This window comes from Paenibacillus wynnii (assembly GCF_030812855.1).
Classification (GTDB): Bacteria; Bacillota; Bacilli; order Paenibacillales; family Paenibacillaceae; genus Paenibacillus_AQ; species Paenibacillus_AQ wynnii_A.
In genome coordinates this window covers 1-23,435 of sequence record NZ_JAUSTK010000028.1, presented here as the reverse complement: position 1 = coordinate 23,435, position 23,435 = coordinate 1, and the positions used below count along the sequence as shown (strand labels likewise).

Annotated in this window: 24 protein-coding genes, 1 other RNA gene and 1 pseudogene; 16 read left to right on the top strand and 10 right to left on the bottom strand. The window is 43.9% G+C overall.

The features are described 5' to 3' along the window. The first annotated feature begins 83 nt into the window (after nucleotides 1-83). Both J2T20_RS20730 and J2T20_RS20725 read left to right on the top strand, forming a co-directional pair. The gene (locus tag J2T20_RS20730) at nucleotides 84-515 is read left to right on the top strand and encodes a MerR family transcriptional regulator (RefSeq protein ID WP_307591225.1); all 432 of its coding nucleotides are present in this window, start codon (nucleotides 84-86) and stop codon (nucleotides 513-515) included. A 33-nt stretch (nucleotides 516-548) separates the two neighbouring features. Then, entirely contained in the window at nucleotides 549-1,217 is a 669-nt protein-coding gene (locus J2T20_RS20725) for a zinc metallopeptidase (RefSeq protein WP_307591224.1), read from the top strand. A gap of 51 nt (nucleotides 1,218-1,268) precedes the next feature. On the opposite strand, the gene J2T20_RS20720 is transcribed toward J2T20_RS20725, so the two are convergent. Both J2T20_RS20720 and J2T20_RS20715 read right to left on the bottom strand, forming a co-directional pair. Next, nucleotides 1,269-2,183 carry a LysR family transcriptional regulator gene (locus J2T20_RS20720; RefSeq protein ID WP_307591223.1) on the bottom strand — a complete coding sequence of 305 codons (915 nt, stop codon included), beginning with the start codon at nucleotides 2,181-2,183 and terminating at the stop codon, nucleotides 1,269-1,271. A 13-nt stretch (nucleotides 2,184-2,196) separates the two neighbouring features. Then, a complete protein-coding gene (locus J2T20_RS20715; RefSeq protein ID WP_307591222.1) occupies nucleotides 2,197-2,823 on the bottom strand; it encodes a rhomboid family intramembrane serine protease in 627 nt (208 codons plus the stop codon). Nucleotides 2,824-2,930: 107 nt separating this feature from the next. Here J2T20_RS20715 and tpx point away from each other — a divergent pair, with 107 nt between their 5' ends. After that, nucleotides 2,931-3,449 (top strand): thiol peroxidase, encoded by a 519-nt coding sequence (gene tpx, locus J2T20_RS20710; RefSeq protein ID WP_307591221.1) that lies wholly within the window; start codon nucleotides 2,931-2,933, stop codon nucleotides 3,447-3,449. A 154-nt stretch (nucleotides 3,450-3,603) separates the two neighbouring features. On the opposite strand, the gene J2T20_RS20705 is transcribed toward tpx, so the two are convergent. From J2T20_RS20705 to J2T20_RS20695, 3 genes are all read right to left on the bottom strand, one after another. Continuing rightward, the gene (locus tag J2T20_RS20705; protein ID WP_307591220.1) at nucleotides 3,604-3,993 is read right to left on the bottom strand and encodes a DUF1499 domain-containing protein; all 390 of its coding nucleotides are present in this window, start codon (nucleotides 3,991-3,993) and stop codon (nucleotides 3,604-3,606) included. Nucleotides 3,994-4,182: 189 nt separating this feature from the next. Next, nucleotides 4,183-4,374, bottom strand: a non-coding RNA gene (gene ssrS, locus J2T20_RS20700) — 6S RNA. A gap of 102 nt (nucleotides 4,375-4,476) precedes the next feature. After that, nucleotides 4,477-5,283 (bottom strand): YesL family protein, encoded by an 807-nt coding sequence (locus J2T20_RS20695; RefSeq protein ID WP_307591219.1) that lies wholly within the window; start codon nucleotides 5,281-5,283, stop codon nucleotides 4,477-4,479. 176 nt (nucleotides 5,284-5,459) lie between these two features. On the opposite strand from J2T20_RS20695, the pseudogene J2T20_RS20690 reads away from it, so the two are divergent. Further along, nucleotides 5,460-5,549, top strand: a pseudogene (locus J2T20_RS20690) (YjcZ family sporulation protein); the annotation flags it as partial. 95 nt (nucleotides 5,550-5,644) lie between these two features. Here the strand turns inward: J2T20_RS20690 and J2T20_RS20685 are convergent. Continuing rightward, nucleotides 5,645-7,330 carry a DEAD/DEAH box helicase gene (locus tag J2T20_RS20685; protein ID WP_307591218.1) on the bottom strand — a complete coding sequence of 562 codons (1,686 nt, stop codon included), beginning with the start codon at nucleotides 7,328-7,330 and terminating at the stop codon, nucleotides 5,645-5,647. Between the two features lie 333 nt (nucleotides 7,331-7,663). On the opposite strand from J2T20_RS20685, the gene J2T20_RS20680 reads away from it, so the two are divergent. From J2T20_RS20680 to J2T20_RS20665, 4 genes are all read left to right on the top strand, one after another. Continuing rightward, nucleotides 7,664-8,485: a YitT family protein gene (locus J2T20_RS20680; protein WP_307591217.1), complete on the top strand. Its 822-nt coding sequence runs from the start codon at nucleotides 7,664-7,666 to the stop codon at nucleotides 8,483-8,485. 171 nt (nucleotides 8,486-8,656) lie between these two features. Further along, nucleotides 8,657-8,845: a hypothetical protein gene (locus J2T20_RS20675; protein ID WP_036658735.1), complete on the top strand. Its 189-nt coding sequence runs from the start codon at nucleotides 8,657-8,659 to the stop codon at nucleotides 8,843-8,845. 241 nt (nucleotides 8,846-9,086) lie between these two features. After that, nucleotides 9,087-10,319, top strand: coding sequence for a putative glycoside hydrolase (locus J2T20_RS20670; RefSeq protein ID WP_307591216.1), 1,233 nt, complete (start codon nucleotides 9,087-9,089; stop codon nucleotides 10,317-10,319). 114 nt (nucleotides 10,320-10,433) lie between these two features. After that, nucleotides 10,434-11,810 (top strand): MATE family efflux transporter, encoded by a 1,377-nt coding sequence (locus J2T20_RS20665; RefSeq protein WP_307591215.1) that lies wholly within the window; start codon nucleotides 10,434-10,436, stop codon nucleotides 11,808-11,810. Between the two features lie 677 nt (nucleotides 11,811-12,487). Here the strand turns inward: J2T20_RS20665 and pfkA are convergent. Together pfkA and J2T20_RS20655 are read right to left on the bottom strand one after the other, a co-directional pair. Next, nucleotides 12,488-13,459, bottom strand: a complete 972-nt coding sequence (pfkA, locus tag J2T20_RS20660) for a 6-phosphofructokinase (RefSeq protein WP_307591214.1) — start codon at nucleotides 13,457-13,459, stop codon at nucleotides 12,488-12,490. A 66-nt stretch (nucleotides 13,460-13,525) separates the two neighbouring features. After that, on the bottom strand, nucleotides 13,526-14,608 hold the full coding sequence (locus J2T20_RS20655; protein WP_307591213.1) for a tetraprenyl-beta-curcumene synthase family protein: 1,083 nt from the start codon (nucleotides 14,606-14,608) through the stop codon (nucleotides 13,526-13,528). 196 nt (nucleotides 14,609-14,804) lie between these two features. On the opposite strand from J2T20_RS20655, the gene J2T20_RS20650 reads away from it, so the two are divergent. Continuing rightward, nucleotides 14,805-16,115, top strand: a complete 1,311-nt coding sequence (locus tag J2T20_RS20650; protein WP_307591212.1) for an MFS transporter — start codon at nucleotides 14,805-14,807, stop codon at nucleotides 16,113-16,115. Nucleotides 16,116-16,168: 53 nt separating this feature from the next. Next, a complete protein-coding gene (locus tag J2T20_RS20645) occupies nucleotides 16,169-16,819 on the top strand; it encodes a nitroreductase family protein (protein ID WP_307591211.1) in 651 nt (216 codons plus the stop codon). Nucleotides 16,820-16,916: 97 nt separating this feature from the next. On the opposite strand, the gene J2T20_RS20640 is transcribed toward J2T20_RS20645, so the two are convergent. Next, complete coding sequence (locus J2T20_RS20640) at nucleotides 16,917-17,660, bottom strand: YebC/PmpR family DNA-binding transcriptional regulator (protein WP_307591210.1); 744 nt, start codon at nucleotides 17,658-17,660, stop codon at nucleotides 16,917-16,919. 260 nt (nucleotides 17,661-17,920) lie between these two features. Further along, nucleotides 17,921-18,118, bottom strand: coding sequence for a cold shock domain-containing protein (locus J2T20_RS20635; RefSeq protein ID WP_036654327.1), 198 nt, complete (start codon nucleotides 18,116-18,118; stop codon nucleotides 17,921-17,923). 172 nt (nucleotides 18,119-18,290) lie between these two features. Here J2T20_RS20635 and J2T20_RS20630 point away from each other — a divergent pair, with 172 nt between their 5' ends. The 6 genes from J2T20_RS20630 to J2T20_RS20605 all read left to right on the top strand — a co-directional run bounded on the left by J2T20_RS20630 (nucleotide 18,291) and on the right by J2T20_RS20605 (nucleotide 23,014). Beyond that, nucleotides 18,291-18,524, top strand: a complete 234-nt coding sequence (locus J2T20_RS20630; protein WP_036654325.1) for a hypothetical protein — start codon at nucleotides 18,291-18,293, stop codon at nucleotides 18,522-18,524. Nucleotides 18,525-18,530: 6 nt separating this feature from the next. Then, on the top strand, nucleotides 18,531-18,701 hold the full coding sequence (locus J2T20_RS20625; protein WP_036654323.1) for a hypothetical protein: 171 nt from the start codon (nucleotides 18,531-18,533) through the stop codon (nucleotides 18,699-18,701). A gap of 212 nt (nucleotides 18,702-18,913) precedes the next feature. After that, nucleotides 18,914-20,704 (top strand): oligoendopeptidase F, encoded by a 1,791-nt coding sequence (gene pepF / locus J2T20_RS20620; protein ID WP_307591209.1) that lies wholly within the window; start codon nucleotides 18,914-18,916, stop codon nucleotides 20,702-20,704. Nucleotides 20,705-20,805: 101 nt separating this feature from the next. Beyond that, entirely contained in the window at nucleotides 20,806-21,126 is a 321-nt protein-coding gene (locus J2T20_RS20615; protein WP_307591208.1) for a LapA family protein, read from the top strand. Nucleotides 21,127-21,162: 36 nt separating this feature from the next. Then, nucleotides 21,163-22,206 (top strand): M42 family metallopeptidase, encoded by a 1,044-nt coding sequence (locus J2T20_RS20610; RefSeq protein WP_307591207.1) that lies wholly within the window; start codon nucleotides 21,163-21,165, stop codon nucleotides 22,204-22,206. Further along, nucleotides 22,190-23,014 (top strand): hypothetical protein, encoded by an 825-nt coding sequence (locus tag J2T20_RS20605; protein WP_307591206.1) that lies wholly within the window; start codon nucleotides 22,190-22,192, stop codon nucleotides 23,012-23,014. Before J2T20_RS20610 ends, J2T20_RS20605 begins: the two co-directional genes overlap by 17 nt. The last annotated feature ends 421 nt before the right edge of the window (nucleotides 23,015-23,435 follow it).

The window sequence follows — 23,435 nt, the reverse complement described above, 5'->3', positions numbered from 1 at the left end:
TATCATTATATGTGTATTATATGTAGCCCGGCAGGCACTTTTCTATTGCCGGATAACAACTGCGAGGTGGGGAACATGGGAATATGACACTCTACAGGATCGGCGAATTATCCAAAGCAGCTCACATCAGTGAGCGTACGATAGATTATTACACTAAGCTGGGATTGATTACACCAGAATTACGTAGTATAAAGAACTACCGTCTTTACAGCCATGAAACCTTGGCGGCCTTAGAACGTATTAATCAGTTGAAACAAGAAAAATATACATTGGAAGAGATCAAATCCTTGATGAGCAAATGGAATTCAGCCACACCTGAAGCCGACGTATCAGATAGACTGGTGGAGCTAGAAGTTCATATGCAACAGCTTGAACGCGAGGTCAAAGCACTTGAGCCGATAATCAGCCAGCTCAAACCGGGACAGGCTCACACAGCCCTAACCAATCTGCTGCCTCAAGGCCTCGCCTGCATGGAAGCGATCCGTCTCTTGCTTACCCAAGGGCCGCCAATGTAATCAGTTTTTACAATTCAATGGAGGAATGCAGCTATGATGATGTTATTAGTAATTGTCGCCTTTATATTCTCATTGTGGGCACAATTTAGAGTGAAAGGCACCTTTAAAAAGTGGTCCAAGGTCGCGAACTCGAACGGAATGACCGGTTATGAAGCAGCAAGGCACATGCTGGATACCAACGGGTTGAGCGATATTCCAATCGAAGCCGTTAGAGGTTCTCTCTCAGACCACTATGACCCAATACACCGGGTCGTACGTCTGTCCGAACCTGTGTACTATGAAAGCTCCATCGCAGCCGTCTCCGTCGCTTGTCACGAGGTAGGTCATGCGATTCAACACAAGGTACACTATCCTATGCTTACCCTTCGCCATAGAATGTTCCCAGTTGTCAATTTCGCCTCAGGCGTTGCTCCTTTTATGCTGATGGCAGGTTTTATATTCGGTTACTTTAACCTTGTTGGTCTTGGTATTATTTTCTTCTCAGCCGCTGTGGCCTTCCAGCTCGTAACTTTACCTGTAGAGTTCAATGCCAGCAATCGTGCACGGCAGGTCATGGTAGAACAAGGTTACATTCGCAATGAGGAAGAACGAGGTGTAGCTAAAGTACTAAATGCCGCAGCATTAACTTACGTAGCCGCAGCACTGGTATCTCTGCTTGAACTGCTTCGCCTTGTAACAGTTTTTCTTGGAAACCGTGACTAAGTAAAGTATAAATTACATCCTAATACCACAATACACAAATACCCCGGAAGGCTAATTGCCTACCGGGGTATTGTTTTCTCGCAATCTAAAATAACCTAACAAAAACGTACGGAAAGAATGAGCAACTAGCGGAAGCTTCCCATCAGAACGATGAATCAATCCCACTGTCCTGGTTATGGTCGGCTCTACGATCCTCACTTGCGCAGGCTGCAATGGATTAGTCTGAAATAACGCCATTTCAGGAAGAAGACTCACTCCCATGCCCGCTGCCACCAAACCTCGAATGGTATCCGTCTCTCCACCTTCAAAGGCAATCTTTGGTTCAAATCCGGCCTGTAAGCACGCCTGCCACACGATAGGCCTTAACGAGTAACCTTCACTGAACAATACGAATTTCTCTTCCTTAAGCTGTTCAAGCCTTATGAGCGACTCATCTGCGAGAGGATGATTCTGAGGGAGAATAGCAAACAGTTCCTCTGTCATTACAATATCTCCCGTTACGTGCACATCCGTATCCGGAAAGGGAGAAATGAATGCCAAATCGACCTCCCCTGATACTACATCCTTGATTAAAGAGTGATATGAGCCCTGCTTAAAACGAAACTTTACATGAGGATACTGCTGACGGAATTCCGCTACTATCGTAGGAATCAGGTGTGTTCCAAGACTATGCGGGAAGCCGATGCGAATCTCACCAAGCTCTGGATCGAGAAATTCATGAATCTCAGCAACAGAACGATCCAATTCCTTCAACACATTCTCCACCCGTTTACAAAAAAGCTGTCCCACCGGAGTAAGCTGCAGGTTGCGTCCTTTTTGCATAAATAAGTCAACACCCAGTTCCTGCTCCAGTTGATGAATCTGACGGCTTACCGCAGATTGCGCCACATGCAGTTCCTCTGCTGCTCGTGTGACGTGTTCTTTTTGAGCAACCTTAAGGAAATATTGCAGTTGTCTAAGCTCCACGTCATTATCGCCCCTATCTTCTATTTCTTTTGAATAACCGTATGATTAGGCCATATATAAAGAATCCAGCAATCATACCCCCGATGTGCGCCATATAATCAACATTTGGTATGGCAAACGATGTAATCAAACCCATCACAAGCAAGCCGTACAACGTTTTACGGGACCCCTCATCCATACTCGCACGCTGAAGTACTGCAATATACAGAAAAGCTCCGTATACGGCATAGATCGCTCCAGAAGCACCGACTGAAACCGTACCATCCACCCCCGGAGAAGGAGTGCTAAGGGCTATGGATAGAACGTTTGCTAGAACGCCTCCAAATAAATACAGCACCGCGTACCTCCACCAACCCAGCAATCGTTCCAGCGGTGGAGCGAATACCAGCAACGCAAAGCTGTTGAACAGAAAATGGGAAAAGCCGTTGTGCAAAAAGATAGCCGTCAAATATCTCCAAAATTCACTCTTGTAAGGTTCGGTATCAACTGTAGCTCCAAAATCAATCAACGTATAAGGATCTGTAGAACCGCCGTTAAGCGTCAAAATAAGAAACATAACTACGTTTGCCAACAGGAACAGGCAAGTAGCCGGATAAAATTTCAGGTAGCTTTTCCAATTCTCATAACGTATGAATATCATAACACCCATCCTTATGTACCCATCCAGTTGGACATGGTCTTATTAAAAAGATTATAATTTATAATGGCAGTACAATCCATTTTAAAATATGAGGAGGATTTAATAACATGGCACAAGAAAGAACAGGTGTAGCTACTTTTAAAGGCAGCCCTATCACTCTCATAGGCCCGGAATTAAAGGCTGGAGATTCTGCACCCGATTTTGTAATCAGCAAGAACCTACTGGAACAAGCCTCTCTCAGTGATTACGCCGGCAAGATCAAGCTGATCAGTGTTGTTCCTTCTCTTGATACCGGAGTATGTGACGCTCAAACCCGCCGCTTCAACAGTGAAGCTGCTGATCTTAGTGATGATGTTGTTATTCTCACAATCAGCATGGATCTGCCTTTTGCCCAAGCCCGTTGGTGTGGAGCTAGCGGAATTGAGAGCGTTATTACATTATCTGACCACAAAGAAGCTTCATTCGGTGAAGCATACGGCGTACTGATCAAAGAGTTCCGGTTGGACATGCGTTCAATCTTCGTTTTGGATAAGAACAACATCATTACTTATGTCGAGTATTTAGGCGAAATGGCCGAGTCTCCCAACTTCGAAGCCGCGGTCTCTGCCGTCAAAAGCTTAATGTAATTGCAGATAAATATACAATTATTACTCTAAGTTTCTAAAAAAGCGGAAGAAGGAACTCCTTCTCCCGCTTTTTTAACTATATAAACCTTTGAGCGACTGACCAGAAGCCGTCTAATTCATCAGAACAAATAATCAACGCTTCAGCTTCATCTTGTTAATCCAACTTAAATTTTCCCAGCTTTTTATCAAGCGATTGAAATAGTCGTTGAATTACACGATAATTTGCCCCTAAGTCGCCCAAGGAGCCTCTTGAAGCAGAATAAATGTCCACACCGCATCGCATCGGAGACGTATTGAGCACCGATACAGTTATATCAAGCGTGCGGCCAAAGGCCGTTCTTTTCTCCAGTGTAATCTCACCTACTGACTCCACCTCATGCAATACCTTGTAACCAGGGATTTTCTTCATGGTCGATGATACTTCCTCCCACGCCTTGTCCCTCATAAGATTGTAATAGCGCGTTTTTAATGTCGGGTCTTTTGCACGGTCGCTCGTCCCATCATGACTACGGAATAAGCCTACCAAAGTTCTCTTTAACGACAAAATTCTTCCCCCTCTACAAATCCCAATTCACTAGTATAAGTGTAACACTCTTACACTCGGAACAAAAGAGTAATGCTTCTTCTCTTTTGCGTTTGCGCTCTCTAACAGTGTCACAAAATTCTTAATTCCTTATAAATTAAGAAAACGCCCTCTTTCCCAGAGAGGGAAATTGAGCGTTTGGACAAAAATAGAAAACCCGCTTATGCCGTCCGGCTACAGTGTCTTCTGAACCTGCTATAGCAGGTGGGTGATCGCAGAAAACGTTTTTGAATTCCCCACGTCATATAGACAGGGCTGTTCAGCGGCGTTTCGTGTAGATCTCCCAAGACATTATCATTGGTTCAAAACAACGAGCAACCGTAACGAACATCGCAGGATTTATAACTATTATATTGCGTTTTAACGAAAAAGTAAACCTTGTATGCGCTTTATCTTACATTTGAGAATATCTTCCAGATAAAGTGACGATTGTTACTGTGCTTCTTAAATATGTTTGGTTTGCTGCTCACTGTCCTCATTCTCACGGTCTGTACCCTCATTCAGCGCCGCTTCTTCAGCCGCCTCTAGTTCTTCCTGTTTCTTCTTCTCCACCTGCAATTGAAGCTTGTTATAGGTAGCATAGAAGTTAAAGAAGGCAACCATTGCTATAAGCGTCGGAATACAAATAAAGTAAAGCACCGGGTACTTCAGACCTATATACACCAGAAATGCACCAGCAATCAATGTTGAGAACACACGAATTGGACGAGCGATCGTCAACAGGATGGAATTACTGACCACTTCTTTAAAGGTCATTTGATAATGCACAATAATGGAGAAGAAATTAAACATCGATACAAAAAGGATAATCATCAGCACAAGCATTAAAATGCCCACAATCTTGAAGCTGGACATCTGAGTCATGTAAACTGTTACATCGACATACATAACTACGAACAACAAACTGTAAATCAAACCACCAAGCATGCTTTTAACATAGTTCTCTTTGTAGCCTTGAAAAAAAGTGCGGAACGTGCTGACGTCGGTGTTGCCCATAACCCATTTACGAACGAGTGTAAACAATGCTGCTGTAGCGGGGAATACAGTGAACGGTGCGGTAATACCCAGCACCCAGTTCAAAGTAATTTGTTCATTAGGCCCCCCTTGTTCTGATGCCATCATAATGATTTTTAAGACGGCGGTAAACAAAAACGGTATCGAACAAAACGCCCATAAGATGTTGCCGAAGGCGATGCGTGATATCCATTCTGTGATACGGTATAAACCGCCCATTGCTCCTTTAAACTCCAATTCCCTTCCTCCTGTCTATCTAGCGCATACTGCGTAATTTAACTATACCTTATTTGACCTGTTCATTTCCATAGCCCAAGTTTCAGAATATAGATAGAGGTCTACGCAGATATAAAAAATGGACATATATTATTATTGAAAACAAGACAAATATGGTCGATAAAGGAGGTAATTCCATGTCCTCAACTGTTGCTTACGGAGCCTGGACATCCACCAGCACCATACTTGTCCTGTTTATCCTTCTCGTGATTATTAGCCGCACATTCATCTATCTCCCCAATCTACAAAAAAAAGACGGGCCTCTAGAGGGCACCGTCTTCTTTATACTAGGAGATGCTGACCTTATGCCGCATCCATATCTTTACTCGAAGGAATCCTCACGCTTAGCTGGACGGCTAGGTGCACTGCTGCTTGGACGTGATGAAGGCTTACGCTCTCCAGTACGGTTAGCTCCTGCATCTCTGCTTGCGCCAGCCCCAGCGTCACGGTTGCCTTTGTAGCCGCCGCCATAACCGCCACTGCCGCTACCGTAGTTACTTCCGCCACCAGCATAGCCACCACGACTTCCGCCGCCGCTGCTATCGCGATTACCACGGTAACCGCCACCGCTGCCAGATCCACCGGATCCACTAGTACCGCCGCGATATCCACCGCCGCTGCCGCCGCCATAACTTCCGCTTGGTTTACGGCCACTGCGAATGTCATTTTTGCCTCCACGACGTTTTGCACGGATTGGATCTTCTGGAGTCAATTCGATCTCTGAGTCTTTTTTGTCTCCGGTCAACAATTTCATTGCTGCGGAGAGTAATTGAACAGAATCATATTGCTCAAGCAATTGGATTGCCAAGCTCTTATATTCGTTCAGTTCCTCGCTCTCCACCATTGCAAGGACACGCTCAGCAGTAATACGTTGCTTGCCTTCAATCGCCTCAGCCATTGTCGGCAAAGGTTTACGTGTAATCCGGTGACGGGTAACACGCTCGATTAGGTGTAAGTGATCCATTTCCCGAGGAGTTACGAAAGACCATGCAGTTCCTTCTTTACCCGCACGACCTGTACGACCAATACGGTGAACGTAACTTTCCGGATCTTGCGGAAGGTCAAAGTTAATAACGTGTGATACGCCAGATACATCGAGACCACGGGCAGCAACGTCTGTTGCTACCAAAACATCTATGCTGCCATCACGGAATTTACGCATAACAGCATCCCGTTGATTCTGAGACAAGTCACCATGTAATCCATCAGCGGAATAGCCGCGTTTTTGCAAAGCTTCAGCTAATTCATCTACCCGGCGTTTGGTACGGCCGAAGACGATAGCAAGATCAGGAGACTCCATATCGATCAAACGGCTAAGAGCTTCAAACTTTTGACGCTCAGGTACTTCAACATAAGCCTGATCAATCAATGGTGCGCTGATTTGTTTAGGAATAACGGATACATGTTGTGGATTCTTCAAGAATTGTTGTGCAAGACGTTGAATGTTAGCTGGCATTGTTGCGGAGAACAGCATAGTCTGACGTTCTTCTGGAACAAGCTTAAGGATGGTTTGAATATCCTCCATAAAGCCCATGTCAAGCATTTCGTCTGCTTCATCTAATACGATCGTTTGAACATCGTCAAGACGAATTGTTTTGCGGTTAATGTGATCGAGCAAGCGTCCTGGTGTTCCGATAATGATTTGTGGTTTCTTTTTCAAACCGCGAATTTGACGGCCGATGTCTTGTCCACCGTAGATTGCCAGGGAACGAAGACCTTTAAATCTGCTTAGTTTTCCAATTTCTTCTGCCACTTGGATCGCAAGTTCGCGTGTAGGTGCCATAATGAGCGCGAGGATTCTTTCGTCTTCACGATCGATTTTAGAAATAAGAGGAATACCGAAAGCTGCAGTCTTACCTGTACCTGTTTGTGCTTGACCAATTAAGTCCGATCCTGCCAATGCAAGGGGGATCGCTTGCGCCTGAATCGGTGTCGCTTCCTCAAATCCTAGTTCTGTGATTGCTTGCATAACTTTAGGCTGCAAGCCAAATTCCGCAAATGTTTTCAAATTATTCATGCTCCTTCTATACAGTGGACATTCCACATGCTTGTCTGTATTCTTAAGTAGCGGTAAACACATATATAGGCTGTCCAATCATGCCGGATTCTCTGCATGGTTTAGCGCGTATTGGGACGAAAAATCGTCCTATTATCAGGTACTTCAATTTATACCTGAACAACTGTATTTTACATCTGATTCAATGCAAAAATACCATTGTAACGTCCTACTCAAGAATATCCTATACATTATATCACAAACCCAATGATAAATACCAGTGTATTCCTTTCTTTCATTATTTACATTTCAGACTTTACATTTCAGACTTCGAGGTGAAATCTTTTGTTAAGGAATATTTGGTGTTATTTGGTTGTTTTTTTCGGCTCAGCATTAATTGCCGCTGGCTTCAACCTTTTTCTAATTCCACATCGTCTGTTAAGTGGAGGCGTATCGGGTCTATCCATGTTAGTAGGATACTTCACCCCCTTTAATATTAGTCTTCTATATCTGTTGTTTAATATTCCTCTGCTTGCCGCTGGCTGGTTCCAGCTTGGACGGAGATTTATTGTTCTAAGCATAGCCTCTGTTGTAGGCACCACCTGGCTAATGACCCTCATTCCGGTGGTTCCTGTTGCTTCGGATATGCTGCTTGCTTCTGTTTTTGGAGGAGTGCTTGTTGGGATTGGCAGCGGGGTTTCCTTTCGTATCGGCGGTTCGTCAGGAGGTTTCGATATTGTAGGTTCGATTATTACCCGCTACCGGGATTTCCCTGTGGGTAATGTACTTGTCAGCTTAAATGCGCTCGTGATCCTGGCTGCGGGGTACTTCGACAATAACTGGAATTTAGCACTTGCATCCATGGTTTCCATATATGTCAGCGGAAAAGTCGTGGATATGATTCATATTAGTCACATTAAGGTTACAGTGTTTATTGTTACTAACCGTACCGATGAATTACTCCGTCAGCTATTGGGTCTTCAACGAGGGGTCACCAAGATCAAAACAGAAGGTGCTTACTCCCATGTGGAAAAGGACATGTTAATGACAGTAACCACCCGTTATGAACTGGCCGAGCTGCAGCGTATTATCAAGAAAAGTGATCCTCAAGCTTTTGTGAATATCGTGGAGACGGTTGGAGTCATGGGTTCCTTCCGCAAGCGATAAACCAAACAATGCGCTTGTTTTAAAATTGTGATATATTAGGACTACGCAGGACCTTAACAATTTCATAAAGATTATGAATTACCCCTCTTTTTTCCAGGCACTTCGCTTTTCCGATGACCCTGAATTTCAGTTCAGTACTATTCGAAAAAGGAAAGGGTGATTTTTGTGGAAATGGAAACGGTAAAACTGTCAGCAATCGTCATGAGGTGGTATCCTGATATGATGCCGTTTCTTAAGCAGAACGAACTGAATTCTGTCATAGTTCTGCGAGACGGTCTGAGTATTCTGGAACCGGCAGATGCAATGGATATCATTCATTACAGCATTTGCGAGCATCAGAATTCTGCGTATCTTCAATGATCTGCAAGCAAGATAAGTCTTGATGTTGCCGTTCAGGTTCGGCCTTTGCCGAACTTGAGCGGCATTTACTTTTTAAAGGCAGGTTTATTATTTCCGTATCGCGTTTATAGAAACAAGTAACCTTTTTTAACCACCTGCTACAGGAACAGATCTGCCACAAGATTGTTACAAACCTGTTCTTTTTGGGAGCAGCCGTTCCTATATAATTTAGACAATGTACATAAAGGGAGAGAGAAAACGAATGAACATCACCTGGGCTTTATTGATGATGACCTTGGGAAGCGTAGGCGTACAGCATGATCAGAATGAAGCCGCAGTGGCATCCGCTCTGCAGTCCGCCATGAATCCCCCCATTGTCTCACAACACAGCAGCAATCCTGATTCAACATCACCTTCAAATCCTTCAGCAACTCCAAGTCCCAGCGCTTCTCCTGGAGCAACAGCTCCAAACAATCTAATTCTCGCCGATCCTCAACCGGACGCACCAAAGGTTAAAGGCATTTATGTCACAGCTTACAGTGCAGGAGGAGCCAGAATGGAAACTCTTCTGAATCTCTTGGATCAAACAGAGCTGAATTCAATGGTTATCGATATCAAGGATGATGCAGGTTACATTACGTATAAGACTGATAACGTTAACTTACAAACGCTCGGTAAACCTCAACCTTTCATTGGTGATGTTAACAAGCTTATGGAAAGACTTAAGAAACATGACGTATACCCAATTGCCCGGATTGTTGTTTTCAAGGATACCGTACTTGCAAAGAAAAACCCGCAATTATCATTTGTGAATAAAGACGGCTCCGTTTGGAGGAACAAGGGTGGTGACAGCTTTGTTAATCCTTATAATGAAGACGTTTGGAAGTATAATATAGAAATTGCAAAGGAAGCCGTTAAATTGGGTTTTAAAGAAATTCAATTTGATTATGTTCGTTTCCCTGAAGGTTTCGAAAAGAGAGCTGATACCCTTAAATACACCAAAAACGATAAATCACGAGTAGAAATCATTTCTGATTTCGTTAAATACGCAAAGTCTGAGCTCAACCCTCTCGGGGTTCGAGTATCCGTCGATATTTTCGGTTATGCCGCCTCTGTTCCAGCCGCTGAAGGAATTGGACAAGATTTTGTAAAAATATCTAAGAATGTGGATATTATCAGCCCGATGGTTTATCCTAGTCATTACTCGACCGGCTGGTTCGATGTGAAAGATCCTGACAAAAATCCGTACGCAACCATCAAAGGTTCTATGGTCGATACGCATAAAAAGCTTGATCCACTCGGCAGCTATAAACCCATCATTCGCCCATGGATCCAAGACTTTACAGCCAGCTGGCTGGGAAGTGGCCACTATGTGAAATACGGCAAGAAACAAGTGGAAGATCAGGTTCGGGCATTGAAGGAAGAAAATGTAGATGAGTTTCTGCTATGGAACGCTAATAATCGTTATACTGCCGGTGTTGATTACGAGAAATAATGCATACTGCTCTTATCCGTCTTATAAATATAATAAAAGACCCGGCGCATGCCGGGTCTTTTGCTGGAACAGGAAGATACTCCCCCGAAAACTTAAGATACGAGGAATAAATCAATGATACAAACCCTATCACTCAGACAAAAAATAAATCAGTTTCTACACATTTTATTCCCGATTCTTATTACTCAGATCGCGCTGTCAGCAATTACATTTTTCGATACGAACATGTCCGGCAAATTTGGAACTGCGGATCTGGCCGGAGTAGCAATAGGCACCAGTCTTTGGATTCCTATACAAACTGGTCTTAGTGGAATTCTTATTGGGATTACCCCCATTGTCTCTCACCTTCTTGGAAGTAAAAAGGACAAAGATGTAGCTTATCAGGTAATGCAAGGTATCTGGCTGTCACTGATCGTATCAGCCCTGGTTCTGCTTATTGGTTTTATATTGTTATCCCCTATCCTTAACTTTATGAATTTGGAGAATTCAGTAAGGGACATTGCTTTTCGATTCCTGGGTGCTATTTCATTCGGCATTCTGCCTTTGTTCGGATATACTGTGCTTCGCAGTTGCATTGATGCACTCGGACAAACAAGAGTATCCATGTTTATTACACTAATAGCGTTGCCTGTTAATGTGGGTCTGAATTATTTGCTAATCTTTGGTAATTTCGGATTCCCGCGTCTGGGCGGTGTTGGGGCCGGTGTTGCCTCAGCCATTACTTACTGGGTTATATTCGCAATTGCACTGTTATTTATTTACCGGGCAGAGCCGTTTATCAATCTTCGCCTATTTCGGGATTTCCATCCCTTATCACTGAGAAGTATCAAAGAATTACTTACCATTGGAGTGCCGATAGGCTTTTCCATCTTTTTTGAAACGGCCGTGTTTTCTGCTGTTACTCTGCTGATGAGCCGATTTGACACAATGACCATAGCTGCTCATCAAGCAGCCATTAACTTTGCTTCTACTTTGTATATGATTCCCCTCAGTATATGTATGAGCCTAACCATTCTGGTCGGCTTTGAGATGGGGTCTGGAAGGCTTAAGGATGCCCGCCAATATGGTTGGCTCGGGATAGGCCTTGCTGCAATACTATCATTGGCAACGGCGTTGGTTCTACTTTTTGCCGGAAGTCATGTAGCCAGATTGTATTCGGCTGATCCGCAAGTGATTTCCTTGATTCAGCACTTCCTCATCTATGCCATATTCTTTCAGATCTCGGATGCCATAGCTACTCCGACTCAAGGTGTCCTGCGAGGATATAAGGATGTGAATCCTTCCTTTATCATTTGCTTCGTGGCATATTGGATCATCGGTCTGCCAACAGGTTATGTTCTGGCTACATACACGAACTTGGGAGCTTACGGCTATTGGATTGGGCTTATTACGGGTCTGGCTATCGGTGCTGTACTCCTCCTATCACGGCTAATTACCGTGCAACGTCGTTATGCTGCTAAAGATAAAACTCAACCCTTGCAGCAACTCTAAATTCAGATCTAAATTTAGAGAAATCACCCAAACTAAAGGAGCGTCAAGAAGTTTGTGTATGAGAGTAGAAGTATCTCCTCGGGTACCCGCGACAATATGGAAAATCGTCTACCTACCTACATGAGTTCAATATATATAGTTGCACAACATACACTTATATTTCTCCTCTAGCATACTTTAGGGTGTTTAATTGCACTTTATACACTTATTTTTGGGTATTCCGAGGTTTAATCGGCATATTCGTGTTTTTAGTTGCACAAAGTACATCTATCCATACATCCGTGCGCCAAAAGCTAGAAATAAGTGTATAAAGTACATCTATTCACTGACTGCATCCATTTCCTGGATAGCGTCAAGAAGTTTGTGTAAGAGAGTAGAAAGTATCTTCTCGGGTTTTTGTTAGTAGTGCTGGATCTCCGCTTACATGATAGATTCCAAGTTATTTTTGACAAATTGAGTAACAAGATTTTCAAATAGATTATTAAGCATGTTTTCGGGTAAAATAGTCATCGAGTAGGGTCCTTTCTTGGTGGTGTCGTAATCCCCGGAATACCCTACTTTTTTGTGCCTTGACTAGGCTCCAAATCTTGGTACACAACTTATTTTACGCCCTCCAAACTAAAGAGACTATCCTTCACTTTTAGTGAGAGACAGTCTCTTTTTTGATGGATCTCTTCTTATTGGGATAAACGGGATGCCAATTCGTACAACTCGAGGTCGAAGTCTTTTTTCGTGTTAACAACAAGGTCAATATCTGTAAGTGTAAGTTCACCTTTGATAATGCCACATGCTTTATCCGATTCACCTTCGATTAGCTTACGTACCGCAAAGTCAGCTAGACGGCTGGCCAGGTTGCGATCTGCTGGAGTTGGAGTGCCTCCACGCTGAATATGTCCAAGAACAGTAACACGTGCATCCAAGGAAGCATGACGATCTTTAAGGGCCAATGCTACATCTTCCCCTTTACCAACGCCTTCAGCAACAATTACAATACTGTGGCGTTTGCCTCGTGCGAAGTTATCACGCATACGGTCAGCTACCTCATTCAAATCATAAGGCATCTCTGGTACCAGAATGGTTTCTGCTCCTGAAGCAAGACCTGCATGAAGAGCAATGTCTCCACAGTGACGACCCATAACCTCTACAATGGAAGAACGTTCATGGGAGGACATAGTGTCACGAAGCTTATTAATAGCATCTACTACGACACCAACTGCTGTATCAAAACCAATCGTGTAATCTGTAAAGGAAATATCGTTATCAATCGTACCTGGCAATGCCATGGTGTTGATACCCAATTTGCTAAGTTTGTTAGCTCCTTTATAAGAACCGTCTCCACCAATAACTACTAAGCCGTCGATACCCATTTCATTTAAAATGTCGGCGCCTTTTTGTTGTCCTTCCGGTTTCAGGAATTCTAGACAACGTGCAGATTGCAGAATGGTTCCTCCACGTTGGATAATATCACCCACACTACGCAGATCCATAGGGAAAATATCACGGTTCAACAGGCCTTGATAACCACGTTGAACACCATAAACCTCAATTCCATAAAAAAGGGCGCTACGGACTACCGCACGTACAGCGGCATTCATGCCCTGTGAATCTCCACCGCTCGTTAATACGGCGATTTTTTTAACTTTTGACATTCTAATGTTCCTCCTCAAAATTGTGTGGAGCCTCCCTTAAGTATAAGGTTCTACCCCACAGCATTACTAATACATGTGCTTGCGTATCCAACGGCTATTGACGAAAAAGAACAGCCTCGTTAGCGGGCTTCCTTTCATCAAACGCTTGGAGATCATACGAACTTCCCGCTGTTCGCTAACTTTCGGATCGGATAAATACAATGCCAGCAATCCTTCGATGACCATTCGATGCATAGAGGTCTCGGGTAGACTCCGGACATCCTTACGGGCCCACTCTACTATGGAAGCAAGACGATTCAGCATGATATCGGTGTTATCATAATAATTGCAAAAGTTGAGGTCACCGCCAGCTCGGTCTTCATCCTGGTCAATTAAATAATCCAGCATAATGTGCAGACCGCACACATTAGGGAAATACGCTGAACGTATCGTCGCTGAGGCTGACGTACTTAACTTGGGATCACAGGCTGCCAAAAAAAGCATGAAAACGCCCAAGGTAGATCCTGTTGCAGCCGCAAATTCGTTCCATTGTAAATGCGGTGCGCGATTCCCCTCAGCTTTCCACCATTCTTGTAGTGCATCTTCTCTAAGCTCTGGTTGAATATGCTTATAGACCTGAAGGTCAGTATAAAGCACTGCCAAATCATGAATCTCGGATGCCGCAGCTGAGTAGCCCGGTAGCTTGGAGATCATTTCTTGACACTTCTGCACCAGACGTTGCAAGTATCCGCCGTCATTTTGTTCACTACGAAGCGCATAATAATTAACCGGGTCAGCAATCGGATTAATAGCATCCAGCATGGATTGATGCAGGAGCCTGAAATCAGCAGGGTCAAGTGACGTACTGCGATCACAAAGGTTGTCCAAATAATCACTGATCGTTTGATAAGCAACTATAAGCGGAATCAGTATATGTCTCATGGCCAAATTGCCGGCAGCATAAATTCCACCACCTTCACAATGAAACTGTTTCGTTTCAATGCTGGCAAGCGCTTGCTTTCGAAGCTCGGGATCGGGAATTCCTTCTGCATCTTCGCGCCAGAAATGGAGACATTCTCTCACTTCCGGGAGCACATACTTGTAGACCCTGTTCATAAGCCCAATTGGACCACGCGGGCTAAGGTAACGGCCTTGCTCAAATTCACTCAATGACGTTGCCTCCACATTGTTGTCTCCTTATCCAAATCAACATTATTATAATATGATCATCGTATTTGTACAAACAACAAAATCACTTATCGAACCTATAAAAGATTCTATAACACCGCTGTTTTAACCAACATGTATTCTTTACTTATGCTATACTATCCGTATTTCTTAATTGGAGGAGTGCAACTACAAGGTTATGAAAGAGTATCCCCGCAGCAGTTATAGTGATCAGAACTGGCTTCGTGCGTTTATGTTCACCATTTTTGGCACCAGTGTTCTGGCGGTCTCCTATTTCCCGCTTTTTTACAGACACCTGGGCTTCAGCAATTCTCAGGTAGGTTTATTGTATTCCTTAGGACCGCTAATTTCCATTCTCTCTAATCTATTTTGGAGTATGATAAGTGACCGACTGGGAACAATCAAGAAAATTATGATGATTTTATTAGGCGGACAATTGATTTCTGTGCTCCTATTATCTAAAGCTACCGAGTTTTCATCAGTTATGCTTATATTGTCCTTCTTCTATTTCTTCTATTACCCAGTTTTCCCCCTCGCGGATACAATAGCTATTAAAACCGCGCAGAAACATGGCCGCAACTTTATATCTATTCGGGTGTTCGGTTCGCTCGGCTATGCATTCTTTGCTTTAACCATTGGCTACGTTCTTAGAGCCTTAGGCACCTCTTGGAGTATGACCTTATGTCTCATCATAATTATATCGGCTCTTATCATTTCATGGTGGTTGCAGGATGTTAAGAAAATTACCTCTGACACTCATAATGAAAAGAATGCATCTGCCCAGGTTCCGAAACGTAAAGAAAACGGGCTTAGAGAGATTCTTTTTCAGAAAGAGGTCCTTTGGTTTTTTAGCTGCGTCTTTGTCTTGGCTTTAGGCCACCGGATGAACGAAGCTTTTTTAACTGTAAGCCTAAAGGAGATGGGGGCAGGAGAAGAACTGATTGGATGGGCATTGCTTGCGTCCGCACTCAGTGAGATTCCAGTGTTCTTCGCACTTAGTAAGTATGGTGATAGATTTAAGGAATTGCCACTGCTTGCATTTGCCAGTCTTATGTATGCAGTTCGCTTTATTCTTATGTCTCGAGCGGATCATCCGGGATCCGTAATTGCCATTCAAGCTATGCATAGTGTGACCTTCGGAATCTATTATGTAACTGCGGTTCGCTACATTACCCGGATCATTCCAGACCACTTACGCGCTACAGGACTTGCTATTTTCACTGTGGTATGGTCAAGCGCAGCAGGTCTACTAAGCGGTACTTTCGGAGGGATCATATTTGAAGAATCCGGAAGGTCCTTCTTTTACACAGTAGCCATGCTTTTTGCACTTACTGCTTGTGTTGGTTTTCTAGGCAAGCATGCATTGGACTCAGGTGTTCACCCGAGGCTACTACTCAGAAAACGTGGCACTAAGATTATTCAACCGACTACACAGCCTATCTCTCTCGAAGCAGATGAGACTTCTCACCCTCCGAAAATTACGTTATAATCGATTTAATATCAGCTATTAGTACCTGGTAACAATTGTAGGAGGAAACAGGAATGCTCTTTGAAGATTTCAGGCAACTAGTACAATCACGGCGTAGTATTAGGGACTTCAGTGAGGAAAGTGTCACAGTCAGCGATATTCATGACATTATCGATTGCGCCCGTTATGCACCAAGTGATACTAATTCACAAACTTGGGAATTTATCGCCATAATGAATCGGGATAAGATTAAAGATATTGAGCGGATTACTTGGGAGCAGCTTCATATTATAGCTGCTGCTTCTGTAGAGAAAGGACTTAAGAAGGAAGCAAAACTACTGCTGAAATCTTTCGGACCCTATGCCACTGCGTTCAATAATGCGCCGGTGCTGCTTGTGTGTCTCAGCACTCCTTACGCCTCAAAGTTTCGAGATCGGATCTTTGATCCGCTTGAATTTGGAAGTGCATCTATATGGGCTGAGGAATCTTTAAAGAGCAGCAGCCTTGCCATTCAAAATATGATGCTGGCTGCTCATTCCAAGGGACTGGCAACTTGTCCTTTGACTGGCCCAGTCCTGCTGGCTGAACAAGAGCTTCGTAATTATTTGACTATTCCAGACGACCGGGGAATCAATATGGTCGTTGCTCTTGGCCATCCGGCTATACAGCCCCAAAAAACTATGGCGCGCAAGGAAGTAACAGAAATCTTAACCTTCATTGAGTAAACGGTGAGCGTTAGATCCTACCTCACAATAGTAAAAGGACCTTGCTCCTCTTCTTCAAGAGGGCAAGGTCCTTTTACTATTCAAATCATCGCCATTATTACCCGATACGATCCATTTCCTCATCACTGATTTCAAAATTGTTGTATACATCTTGAACATCATCATTGTCCTCAAAGGCATCCATCATTTTAAGCAGCTTCTCGGCATTTTCACCTTCGACATCAATTGTATTCTGCGGAATCCAGCGGACCTCAGAGCTTGCAAAAGTATAGCCCTGCGCTTCCAGCGCGCTTTTTACGGCCTCAAGTTCGTGGGGATGTGTAAGAATGTCGTAACTTTCCTCAGAAACAGATAAATCCTCCGCTCCTGCCTCCAATGACTGCATCATCACCGTATCTTCATCCAGGTCTGTGAAGGCTTCGCGGTCGACAACGAGTACACCCTTCTCATCGAACATATAAGAAACGCAGCCTGACTCACCCATATTGCCGCCCCGTTTATTATAAATGGACCGAACATCAGCAGCCGTACGGTTGCGGTTGTCTGTAAGACATTTAACCATAATGGCTACGCCGCCAGGGCCATAACCTTCATAATAAATTTCTTCGTAATCGACTTCTTCACCACCACCGATGGCTTTCTTAATCGCTCTATCGATATTATCAACAGGCATATTGATTGCTCGTGCGCTAGCGATAGCTGTCTTCAACCCGAAGTTAGCCTCCGGATTTGGTCCGCCCTTACGTGCTTGCACATAGATTTCGCGGGCCAGCTTGACGAATTTGTTATTCTTGGCTTGATCAGCCTTGCCTTTACGATCCTTAAATAATTTAAACTTCATGACGTAACGCTCCCCATCAAAATGACTTTCTACTCTCTTTTCCCAAACAAAGGGTACCATTCTAGTTTATCATTTCCTTATACGTTCGGTCAAAGCCAATACCATAACCCATTTTTTAGCCAATTTATTGAATGAATATATGAAAAAAACACAGTTCCCGAAAGAGAACTGTGTGATCTATGACTAGTTGGTGTTTAATTCCACGAATCTAACACTAGCAGTATATTTATAGCAGACAGAGGAGCTGTCTAAGCCGTTTCTTATAATTTCGTTACGTTAGCTGCTTGGGGTCCACGGTTACCGTCAGTGACATCAAATTCAACCGCTTGGCCTTCGTCCAAAGTCTTAAAACCGTCGCCTTGGATTGCTGAAAAGTGAACAAATACATCTTCGCCGCCATCAACTTGAAGGAAACCATAACCTTTTTCTGCATTAAACCATTTAACTGTACCTTTCAAATGAACAACCTCCTAAAAATAGCGCCATATATGGCGTATACTTACATTATACTCCAGCATTTTCTTCAAATCAATTGAGGAACAAGCATAAAGTGGATTTAATTTGCTTTTCCCTTCGTGTGTGCGTTATCATTGACCCAAAAGCCAAAAATAGCCAGGGTGGGAATAAACAATGATTAAAAAACATGAAATATACAAAACAGACAAATGGAACATGATGACCGTAGAAGTACAAGGAAAATATATTGTCCTTCGAGAAATTTCTGATCAATGGGGAGAAGAAACCCATACTTTTCTAAGCCGTCCTGCCATGATGCAGTGGGTAAATAACCGCTTCAACAAAGAGTCTTACAAAGACAATGAAGAAGAATATAAAAACATCATCGCAGCATTCAAACAGGTATAAAGCATAATGGACACCGAGAACCTAACCATTTATGTAATTCTTGTCCTTTGCCTGGGTGCAGTACTCATAATGGGTAAGGATAAGATGCCTCCCAAGCTTAAGCGGGGGATGGCTTTGACAGCAGTAATTATGATTGTATTGGCTTTTGTTTTTGTTATCTATAGTTTGTTGGCATAAATTCTGTACAATGCAGGATAAGGATAAATAATCTTGATCTGGCAGGACATACTAGGCTGACCTTTGATTACTAGGAGGCAGCCCATTTGTCCATACCAGCCAAGTCACTCCCTATTCTGCTAACGCTTAGCCTGCTTTCGGGTGATTTATTATCCGTCAGGCTTCCGGTAAAGATTATGCCTACTTCATATCATCATTCAAGGAGGATTACTATGGAACAATTATTGAAGAGAAGTGAAGTACCTGCCGAAAATCGTTGGAAGCTTGAAGACATGTTTTCTTCCCAATCTGAATGGGATCAAGCATATGAAGAAGCTAAAGAGCTGATAAAGAAAGCTTCCGATTTCCAGGGTAAACTGGGCTCTCCAGATGCCCTAAAGGATTGTTTCCAACTGGATGATAAGCTGTCGCTAAACACCGAACGTCTTTATGTATATGCACACATGCGGCAGGATGAAGATACCGCTGACTCCGTTTACCAAGGTTTGGCTCAGAAATCGAAGCAGTTGAATGTAGAAGCCAGTGAGGCACTCTCTTTTGTAACACCAGAAATTTTGGCATTGCCTGTAGAAACGCTGGATGAATTCATTGCAAATCCTGAGTTATCTGACTACACCTTCACTCTCAAAGAGATGAAACGCGAGAAAGCGCATGTTCTTTCTAAAGCAGAAGAAGCCTTGCTTGCACAAGTGGGCAACCTTTCCCAAGCACCGCAAAGTATTTTCAGCATGTTGAATAATGCCGATCTCAAATTCCCTAAGATTAAAGATGAAGACGGTAAAGAAGTTGAATTAACACACGGCAGCTACATTAAGTTTTTAGAAAGTCCTGACCGTGAGGTTCGAAAAAACGCTTTTAAAGCAGTCTATGAAACCTATGGCAAACAGAAAAACACAATCGCTGCAACACTCAGCGCCAATGTAAATAAAAACGTATTTTACTCACGAGTGCGCAAATATCCTTCAGTTCTGGAAATGTCACTATACGGTGACAACATTCCAAAAGAGGTCTACACGAACCTTATTGATACCATTCACGAAAGCTTGCCGCTGATGCATCGTTACATGAAACTCCGTCAAAAGCTGCTTGGTGTTGATGAACTACATATGTATGATCTATTTGCACCACTTGTTGATGAATATAAGATGGATATCACCTTTGAAGAAGCCAAGAAGATTACCAAAGAGGGTCTTAAACCGCTCGGTGAAGACTATCTGAACGTGCTGCAGGAAGGCTACGACACAGGCTGGATTGATGTTTATGAGAACGAGAACAAACGTACAGGAGCATACAGCTGGGGAGCCTACGGCACCCATCCTTATGTCCTCTTGAACCATAATGATAATCTCAACAGTATGTTCACATTGGCTCATGAAATGGGTCATGCATTGCATTCGTATTATTCAGACAATGCTCTGAAATACCGCGATGCCCAATATACTATTTTCCTGGCAGAGGTGGCTTCTACTACCAACGAAGCTCTTCTAATGGATTACTTGCTGAATAAGTCAACAGATCCGAAGGAAAAAATGTTCCTGCTGACCTACTATGCTGACCAGTTCCGCACTACCGTGTTCCGGCAAACCATGTTCGCAGAATTTGAGAAGATCATTCACGAGCGTGCTGAGAAAGGTGAATCTCTAACGTCCAAGGATCTTTCAGCGATCTATTATGACCTCAACGTGAAGTACTATGGCGAGGGAATGGTCGTTGATAAGGATATCGAGATGGAGTGGGCCAGAATCCCGCATTTCTACAACAGCTTCTACGTATACAAATATGCGACTGGATTCTCGGCTGCAACCAGCTTCGCCAAGCAAATTCTTGAAGAGGGCAAACCAGCGGTAGACAAATACCTCGGTTTCCTGAAGAGTGGCGGAAGCGACTACTCCATTAATATTTTAACTAAAGCCGGTGTTGACATGTCTTCTCCAGAACCGATCCGCGAAGCGATGAGTGTTTTCGAAAGTGTAATCGCTCAGATGGAAGAGTTGACCAAGTAACACGAGAAGCGTAGTATAACAATAGTCCCTTGCCCGCTTCGGGCAGGGGATTTTAACATTTAGACCGTATGAAAGTAACTCACCATTCAAGGGGGCTCATTATGAAAATTCAATGGTCGCTTATTGCCGGACTTATCTTCGCTCTGCTTACAGCCCTGTTCGCTGTTATCAACGTAGATCCGGTCCAGGTCAATTTCGGATTCGATGTAGTCAGTATTCCACTAATTCTAGTGATCCTCGGCTGTGCCCTAATTGGTGGAATCATTGTGGGCTCTTATGGCATATTCCGCCAATACAAGCTCCAGAAGCAAATCAAAATTATGACCGCAGAATTAACTAAACTCCGTGATGCCAATACCTCTATGGAGTCTATGAATATCGATCAAGATCGGATATCAACTTCCCATTCGACTCAGCTCTAGCTACTATTTTTTAATAATGAACAGGAGGACTTACCATTGCTTACCATTCAACCAAATGAAGATTACATCCTTTCCATTCTCAAAAAGCTGCTCGATACACCCAGTCCTAGCGGTTTTACTGCACAGGTCATGAACCTTGTTGCCGAAGAGGCTGCAGCGCTCAATGTACCCCTGACTTGGAATGAAAAAGGCGGTGTCATCCTGACTGTTCCAGGTCTTGACCCTTCTCGCACCATTGGAATCAGTGCTCACGTAGACACACTTGGAGGCATGGTTCGGTCAATTAAATCCAACGGTACACTTCGTCTTACTTCTGTAGGTGGGTTTACAATGCACAGCATAGAGAATGAATACTGTGTAATCCATACCCGCAGCGGTAAAACATACACCGGCACCATACTGACAAGTCATCCTTCGGTCCATGTATATCCCGATGCCCGCGACTTTAAGCGTCAAGAGGAGAATATGGAGGTTCGTATTGACGAGCTGGTCTCTTCTAAGGATGAAGTTATGAAGCTGGGGATCTCTGTTGGTGATTTTATTTCTTTTGATGCCAGAGCGGTTATTACGCCTAGCGGCTATATTAAATCTCGGCACCTGGATGACAAAGCAAGTGTAGCTGCATTGCTTGGACTCCTCGAAAGTATGAAGCGCGAGGGCTGGAAGCCGCTGCATAATCTCTCTTTGTTAATCTCCAACTATGAAGAGGTTGGACACGGAGCTTCGTGGATCCCAGCAGATATCAATGAGATGATAGCGGTAGATATGGGAGCCATGGGAGATGATCTTAGCTGCAAGGAAACGGATGTCTCTATTTGTGCCAAGGACTCATCGGGGCCTTATGACTACGTGATGACAGGTCGCTTAATAGAGCTGGCAGAGGCACTGGCTGTCCCTTACGCAGTCGATATTTACCCACAATACGGTTCTGATGCTTCTGCCGCATTAAAAGGCGGTAATAATATTCGTGCGGCTCTGATTGGGCCTGGCGTTCATGCTTCCCACTCTATGGAACGGACACACAAGCTGGCTGTAATAAACACAGCCAGGCTGCTGGCCGCTTATGTCGGTGCAAACTGAGAATAGCCGTAAGCTGGGCAAGCTTTGGGGACTGAAACAATGGCTGCTAGTCATAGTCCCGCTGCTGGCCTTGGTGATATGGGTTGCGGCTTCATTTCTGTCTGAGGGGTCGGAATCTAAGGAGGTCTTTGACGGCCTCCCCCACTCCTATTCCTATCTGGAAAAAGAAAGTCCCGGACCAATAAGGCTGCACATGATGTCCGTATCTCCTGAGGATGTTATTCTACGGACCGCCAGGTCTCCTCTCAGGCAGGTGGTGGCTTACGGAATAAATGGCGGATTTTTCTACGGTAAGGATCTCTTATCTATCGCAATCATGAATGACATTCCGATAAGTGGTGACAAAAAAGCCTATGGCTCTGGATGGTTCAATGCCAAATACCCGCGGGGAACACTGGTGTGGGATGGCAGGTCTCGCAAGCTTTCGATACAAGTTGCTTCTTCAGGGGAGGACTTAGAGGTCAGCGATCGCACTCAGTATTGGGCTCAAGGCGGGATCAGCATGAATTTACAGGATGAAGGGCTGTGGCTGTCCTCAGCAACGCAGGAGCACTTGCCATACGCAGACGAGCTGCGAATGCGCTCAGGCTTAGTGTATGACAATACAGGCAAGCTCTGGCTCATAGTTACACCCAGCCGATGCACCGCCGGTGAATTCCGCACAGCTATACTGGAGTCTGTTCCAGGTGAAGATCCAGAGGGTATTTTTCTTGATGGAGACGGTTCCTCGCAGATGAATGCAAGTGAGGCCGTGTTAGTCGGAGATAAACGAATGGTTGTACAGATGATTGCTGTGGGTGGTGACTAATTCAGTCGCCGTCCACTTTTTTTTCAGGACTAGTCTCCCTTATATCAACAGGCTCACATTTAAATTCGTTATCAGCAATGATCCGCAAATATATCGTGTAGCATACAAAAATGCGACTATAGCAATGAATACAACTCCTGTAGTTCGTCCGGACATTTCTACACCTCCCATATTTTCCACTATTTAGTCTATTTGTTGGTTATTCGCCACACCCAGCATATATCCTTTTTTCGATATTATTTTCAAATAAATGAGGCTCTTTCTCGAAATCAGTGCTTGATTTTCCGTTTACGTCACTGTGCCGGGAACGATTTCGATTTAACTTTGCCTGATGTTTCACCGGGTTTGGGGTAACTACGTCTTACAGGTAGCGAATCCGGGTTGCGGACCCGTCCTTCGGTGAATTAGAGGGGAAAATGCC